General features: G+C 69.3%; 4 protein-coding genes and 1 rRNA gene. 2 read left to right on the top strand and 3 right to left on the bottom strand.

Features of this window, described 5'->3' with window-relative positions:
- Both B9C99_RS25290 and B9C99_RS25285 read left to right on the top strand, forming a co-directional pair.
- On the top strand, positions 1–3,834 hold a 3,834-nt coding region (locus B9C99_RS25290), incomplete at its 5' end, for a Pls/PosA family non-ribosomal peptide synthetase (RefSeq protein ID WP_088899781.1).
- Positions 3,819–5,180: a M1 family metallopeptidase gene (locus tag B9C99_RS25285; RefSeq protein ID WP_172415090.1), complete on the top strand. Its 1,362-nt coding sequence runs from the start codon at positions 3,819–3,821 to the stop codon at positions 5,178–5,180. The genes B9C99_RS25290 and B9C99_RS25285, both read left to right, overlap by 16 nt.
- Positions 5,181–5,192: 12 nt before the next feature.
- Here B9C99_RS25285 and B9C99_RS25280 read toward each other — a convergent pair whose 3' ends face one another.
- From B9C99_RS25280 to rrf, 3 genes are all read right to left on the bottom strand, one after another.
- On the bottom strand, positions 5,193–5,438 hold the full coding sequence (locus B9C99_RS25280; RefSeq protein ID WP_088899779.1) for a hypothetical protein: 246 nt from the start codon (positions 5,436–5,438) through the stop codon (positions 5,193–5,195).
- 75 nt (positions 5,439–5,513) lie between these two features.
- Entirely contained in the window at positions 5,514–6,020 is a 507-nt protein-coding gene (locus tag B9C99_RS25275) for a putative immunity protein (protein ID WP_037191579.1), read from the bottom strand.
- Between the two features lie 167 nt (positions 6,021–6,187).
- Positions 6,188–6,304, bottom strand: a 5S ribosomal RNA gene (gene rrf, locus B9C99_RS25270).
- Positions 6,305–6,307: the final 3 nt, after the last annotated feature.

The raw sequence follows: 6,307 nt of genomic DNA, 5'->3' as shown, positions 1-6,307 counted from the left end.
CCACCCGCCCGCACCCTCGTCGACCTGCTGCGGAGCACCGCCGAAGCACATCCCGACGCCCCCGCGATCGACGACGGCTCGGCGGTCCTCGAATACGCCGAACTGGTCGAGGCGGTGATCGCCGGTGCGTACGCGCTGAACGACGCCGGCGTCGGGGCCGGCGACCGGGTCGGGGTGCGCATGACCTCCGGGCGCAGCGACCTGTATGTGACGATTCTCTCCATTCTCGCCGCAGGCGCCGCGTACGTCCCCGTCGACGCCGACGATCCCGACGAGCGGGCCGAACTCGTGTTCTCGGAAGCGCAGGTCACCGCCATCGTCACCGACGAGGGCATCGGACCGGGCACGGCACCGCCGTCGGGCACCCCGGCCGTGCGGGGCCCGAACGTCGACGACGACGCGTGGATCATCTTCACCTCCGGTTCGACCGGAACACCGAAGGGTGTCGCCGTCACCCACCGCAACGCGGCGGCCTTCGTCGACGCGGAAGCGCGGATGTTCTGCCAGGGGGCGCCGCTCGGCCCCGGCGACCGCGTCCTGGCCGGACTGTCCGTGGCGTTCGACGCCTCGTGCGAGGAGATGTGGCTCGCGTGGCGGCACGGCGCCTGCCTGGTTCCGGCGCCCCGCGCGCTCGTCCGCTCCGGCATGGACCTCGGGCCGTGGCTCGTCTCCCGCAACATCAACGTCGTCTCCACGGTGCCCACCCTCGCGGCGATGTGGCCGGCCGAAGCCCTCGAAGCGGTGCGTCTGCTCATCTTCGGCGGCGAGGCCTGCCCACCCGATCTCGTCGAACGTCTCGCCGTTCCGGGACGCGAGGTGTGGAACACCTACGGCCCCACCGAGGCGACGGTCGTGGCCTGCGCGTCGCTGATGGACGGCACCGGACCGGTCCGCATCGGCCTGCCCCTCGACGGATGGGATCTCGCCGTCGTGGACGCCGACGGCAACCCCGTCGAGGAGGGCGCGTCCGGTGAACTCGTCATCGGCGGTGTCGGTCTCGCTCGCTACCTCGATTCGGCGAAGGACGCCGAGAAGTACGCTCCCATGCCCACTCTGGGCTGGGACCGCGCCTACCGCAGCGGTGATCTCGTGACGCTCGACCGCGCCGGCCTGCTGTTCCAGGGGCGCGCCGACGACCAGGTCAAGATCGGTGGCCGCCGCATCGAGCTCGGCGAGGTCGACAACGCACTGCAGAACCTGCCCGGCGTGGCAGGCGGTGCGTGCGCGGTCCGCAGGACGGCCGCGGGGCATTCGATCCTCGTGGGATACATCGCCTCCACCGATCCGGACTTCGACATCGCCTCGGCCCACGACCTGCTGTCCGAACAGCTCCCCGCCGCGCTCGTCCCGCGCCTCGCGCTCGTCGACGAACTCCCCACCCGCACGTCCGGCAAGGTCGACCGCAACGCTCTGCCGTGGCCGCTGCCGGGCGCCGATGCCGACTCGGTGGAAGCACTCGGTCTCGATCCCACCGCCGAATGGGTCGCCGAACTGTGGACCGACATCCTCGGCGCCCGGATCGAGGGCGTCGACGACGACTTCTTCGAACTCGGCGGTGGTTCCCTCGCGGCGGCTCAACTCGTCACGGCGCTGCGGAGCCGGTATCCGGAGATGACGGTCGCGGAACTGTACGACCACCCGAGGCTCGGATCGCTCGCCGTCTATCTCGACGAACTCGCGCCGACGGAAGCGGCGACCCCGCGCGAGGTGACCCCGGTGCCGCGACTCGCGCAGCTCGGTCAGATCGCGGTGACCGCCGTCGTCACCACCCTCACCGGACTGCAGTGGGTGACCTGGCTGGCGATCCTGAACAACCTCGTCGCGCTCGTCGTGGACGTGCCGTGGACCGTCACCCTGTCGTGGTGGTGGGTCACGCTCGGTGTCCTGCTGTTCCTCACGCCCGTCGGGCGCATGGCGATCTCCGTCGCGGGTTCACGTCTGCTGCTGCGCGGCATGAAGCCCGGAAGCTACCCCCGCGGTGGGAGCGTCCACCTCCGGCTGTGGACGGCCCTGCGACTGTCCGAGGCCGTGGGCGCCGTGAACATCTCGAGCGCTCCCTGGATGCGGCAGTACGCGCGGGCGCTGGGAGCGAAGGTGGGCCGCGACGTCGACCTGCACAGTCTTCCGCCCGTCACCGGTCTCCTCGAACTCGGCGACGGGTGTGCCGTCGAGCCGGAGGTGGACCTCGGCGGCTACTGGGTGGACGGCGACGTCGTCCACATCGGAAGCATCCGGATCGGTGCCGGCGCCACGGTGGGCGCCCGATCGTTCCTGGCCCCCGGCGCACGGATCGGCAAGAACGCCGAAGTGGAGGCCGGATCCGCGGTGTTCGGCCGCGTGAAGGCCGGGCAGAACTGGTCCGGCTCCCCCGCCCGCAAGGCCGGCAAGGCCGACCGGCCGTGGCCCGCCGCGACACCGCCGCGGGGCAGCAGGTGGGTGCCGGTCTACGCCCTGTCGTCGATCCTGCTCGGCGGCCTGCCCGTCGTCTCGATCGCCGCCGGGGTCGCGCTTCTCGTGTGGTGGGTGCACGACACCCCCACCGTCTCCGATGCCGTGGTGCACTCGCTGGCGATGCTGCCCGTCGCGGCGCTGCTGACGATGTTCGTCTTCGCCCTGCTCACCCTGACGGCGGTGCGGTTGCTCGCCGTCGGGATGACGGAGGGCTGGCATCCCGTGCGCAGCCGCGTGGGCTGGCAGGTGTGGTTCACCGAGCGCCTCATGGACTCCTCGCGCACCTTCCTGTTCCCGCTCTACGCGTCGATGCTCACCCCGATCTGGCTCCGGTTGCTCGGCGCCGACATCGGCAAGGACGTCGAGGCGTCGACCGTGCTGATGGTTCCCAAGTTCACGAAGGTCGCCGACGGAGCGTTCCTCGCCGACGACACGATGGTCGCCTCCTACGAACTCGGCGGCGGGTGGCTGTACATCTCGCATGCGAAGGTCGGCAAGCGTGCCTTCCTCGGCAACTCGGGCATGGCGGCGCCGGGTCGGCGGGTCCCGAAGCACGGACTCGTCGCGGTGCTCTCCGCCGCCCCGGAGAAGGCGAAGTCCGGTTCGTCGTGGCTGGGCAGTCCCCCGGTGCGCCTGCGGCGCGCGAGCGGCGACAGCGACGCGAGTCGCACCTTCGAACCGCCGCTGAAACTGAAGATCGCACGGGGCGCGGTCGAGACCTTCCGGCTCGTGCCCATGGTCGTCACCTACGGCATCGGGCTCGGTGTGCTCTTCGCCCTCAACACCCTCGCCGCGCACCTGGGTTATCTCGCCGCTGCGCTGCTGGGCGGTCTCGTGCTCATGGTGGCCGGAGCCGTGGCGTGCCTCGTGACCGTGATCGCGAAATGGCTCGTCGTCGGTCGGATCGGCCGCGTCGAGCATCCGCTGTGGAGTTCGTTCGTGTGGCGCAACGAGGTCTCCGACACCTTCGTCGAAACCGTGGCGGCACCGTGGTTCGCCCGGGCCGCGGCGGGCACCGCCGTGATGAACCTGTGGCTGCGCGCGCTGGGGTCGCGGATCGGCCGCGGTGTGTGGTGCGAGAGCTACTGGTTGCCCGAGGCCGACCTGGTGTCGCTGGGCGACGGTGCGACCGTCGAACGCGGTTGCGTTGTACAGACCCACCTGTTCCATGATCGGATCATGTCCATGGACACCGTGACCCTCGGCGCCGGCGCCACGCTCGGCCCCCAATGCGTCGCGTTGCCCGCCTCGGGCATCGGCGACGGTGCCACCGTCGGCCCCGCCTCACTGGTGATGCGCGGCGACGTCGTCCCGCCGTCCACTCGCTGGCAGGGCAATCCGATCACGCCGTGGACCACACCGAACGACTGGTCGCCGCGGTGAAGCCCATCAAGGCCGCCAAGCCCGTCGCGCCGGTCGCCGCCGACCGCCCGCTCGACCCCTATCTGCCCGAGAGCGGGAACCGCGGCTACCGGGTCTCCCGCTACGAACTCGAACTCACCTACAAGGTCGTGTCCAACCGGCTCGACGGCCGAGCGAAGATCATCGCCACGACGACGGACGTGCGCGCCAAGTACTCACTCGATCTCGCGCAGTCGATGCGGGTCGCGAAGGTGACCGTCAACGGGCGACGTCCCGCCAAGTTCGCGCATCGCGGTGGCAAGCTCACCGTCACCCCCGCCGAGAAACTCCCCGCCGGGGCGGTCCTCGTCTTCGGTGTGCAGTACTCGGGCACGCCCACCCCGCTGCGCACGATGTGGGGTGAGGTCGGCTGGGAGGAACTCGACGAGGGGTCGCTCGTCGCGAGCCAGCCCAACGGCGCACCCACCTGGTTCCCCTGCGACGACCATCCCGGTTCGAAGGCCACCTACCGTATCGCCGTCACCACCGACGCTCCGTTCGTCGCGATCGCGAACGGCACGCTCGTGCACAAGACCACGAAGGCGAGCCGCACCACCCGGGTGTACGAGCAACCCGAACCGATGGCGACCTATCTCGCCACGGTCCAGACCGGCCACTACGAGATACGCACCCTCGCAACGGAACCCGTACCGCAATACGGCATACACCCGCCTCGCCTGCGCGCGGAGTTCGATCGGGACTTCGCTCGCCAGACCGAGATGCTCGAGTTGTTCACGCGCCTGTTCGGCCCGTATCCGTTCGCGCACTACACCGCTCTGGTGACCGACGACGACCTCGAGATCCCCCTCGAGGCGCAGGGATTGTCGATCTTCGGCGCGAACTTCTGTGACGGCACCGGCCGCGAGGAACGGCTCGTCGCACACGAATTGGCGCACCAGTGGTTCGGCAACAGCCTCACGTTGAACCGCTGGTGCGACATCTGGCTCCACGAAGGATTCGCGTGCTACGCGGAATGGTTGTGGTCGGAGAACTCGGGTGGCAGGTGGGCGCACGCGCACGCACTCGACGCCCACCGGGGACTGGCCCGCAAGCCGCAGGACATCCTGCTCGAGGATCCGGGCCCGAAGGACATGTTCGACGACCGAATCTACAAGCGCGGGGCACTGACCCTGCACGCCCTGCGCACGCAACTCGGCGACGAGCCGTTCTTCACCCTCCTGCGGACGTGGACCGCGGAACACCGGCACGGCAACGTGACGACGGCACAGTTCAAGGATCTCGCCGCGCGTTTCTCGGACGTCTCGCTCCGGCCGCTGTGGGAGGCGTGGTTGAGCACACGAGAGCTCCCTCCGGCACCGACAGCCTGACGCGACGCCGGCTCAGGGCAGATCCACCTGCGACGCGAGCCACCGGCCGTCGACGAGTTCCATCGTCATGACCACACGGCTGCGGTCGAGTCGCGGTTCGGGGACGAGGGTGTTCGTGACGCTCTGGTCGACGAACAACAGGACCTCGACCTTCGTCGTCGTCGCGTACCTCATGCCCGACTCCACCACGACACCCTCCGAACGTGCCTGGTTGTCGATCAGCACCTGTTCGAGTTGTGCGCTCGACTCGGCGTACATCTGGGATGGGCACCGGTCGCGGGGGATGGGAATCCGGAGGGGGATCCGAGCATCGGGTCCCCCTCCGGATGTCGTCTAGGTCCGACGACGTAGAGACGTATCCAGTGCGCTCATCAACTCTCCGACCCGACTTCTCGACGTGGGCGCGAGCGGATATCTGGAGAGGACGTCGACCACCACGGAAGTCGCGCGTCGCCGGGCGTCGTCGAGCGCGTCCTCCGCGGCTCCCGGGTCGCCGTCAGCGCGGAGTTCGGCGATGCGAGCGGCACTCGCTGCAGCACGCAGGATGTGCCCGACCTGAGTGGCCTTCGCGATGGGGTGCAGATAGGCAGCCGCCGCGGCATCACCGGCGCACCGTGCGGCAAGGGACGCCGCCTCGGTCGGTGCGTCCTTTGCAGCCCGGTGGGCATCCAGAGCGGTGACGCGCTGGAGTCTCGTTCGTCGCGCACCGTCGACGAATTCCCGAGCCGCGTCGAGTGCTGCACGTGGACGACGGTCGTCGGGCACAGATTCTTCGAAGACGGGGAGCACGGCCTGGGCGCTCTCCGTCACGTATCGGGCGACCGCCCGCAATTCGTCCATGGTGAGTTCGAAATCACCGAACACACTTGTCGCCGGCTCGATCCGTCCCACAACTCCGAGCATAGGTCGGACGGATGTCCGCATACGAGAAAAGGGGACCCGCGAAAGCGGGTCCCCTCCTCAAAGCCGAAGACCCCCAACAATGTTGGGGGTCTTCGGTAACGGGTGTTCGGCGGTGTCCTACTCTCCCACACCCTGTCGAGTGCAGTACCATCGGCGCAGACAGGCTTAGCTTCCGGGTTCGGAATGGGACCGGGCGTTTCCCTGTCGCTATGGCCGCCGTAACT

Source organism: Rhodococcus sp. BUPNP1 (assembly GCF_002215235.1).
GTDB lineage: Bacteria > Actinomycetota > Actinomycetes > Mycobacteriales > Mycobacteriaceae > Rhodococcus.
This window is presented reverse-complemented; position numbering and strand designations above follow the sequence as displayed.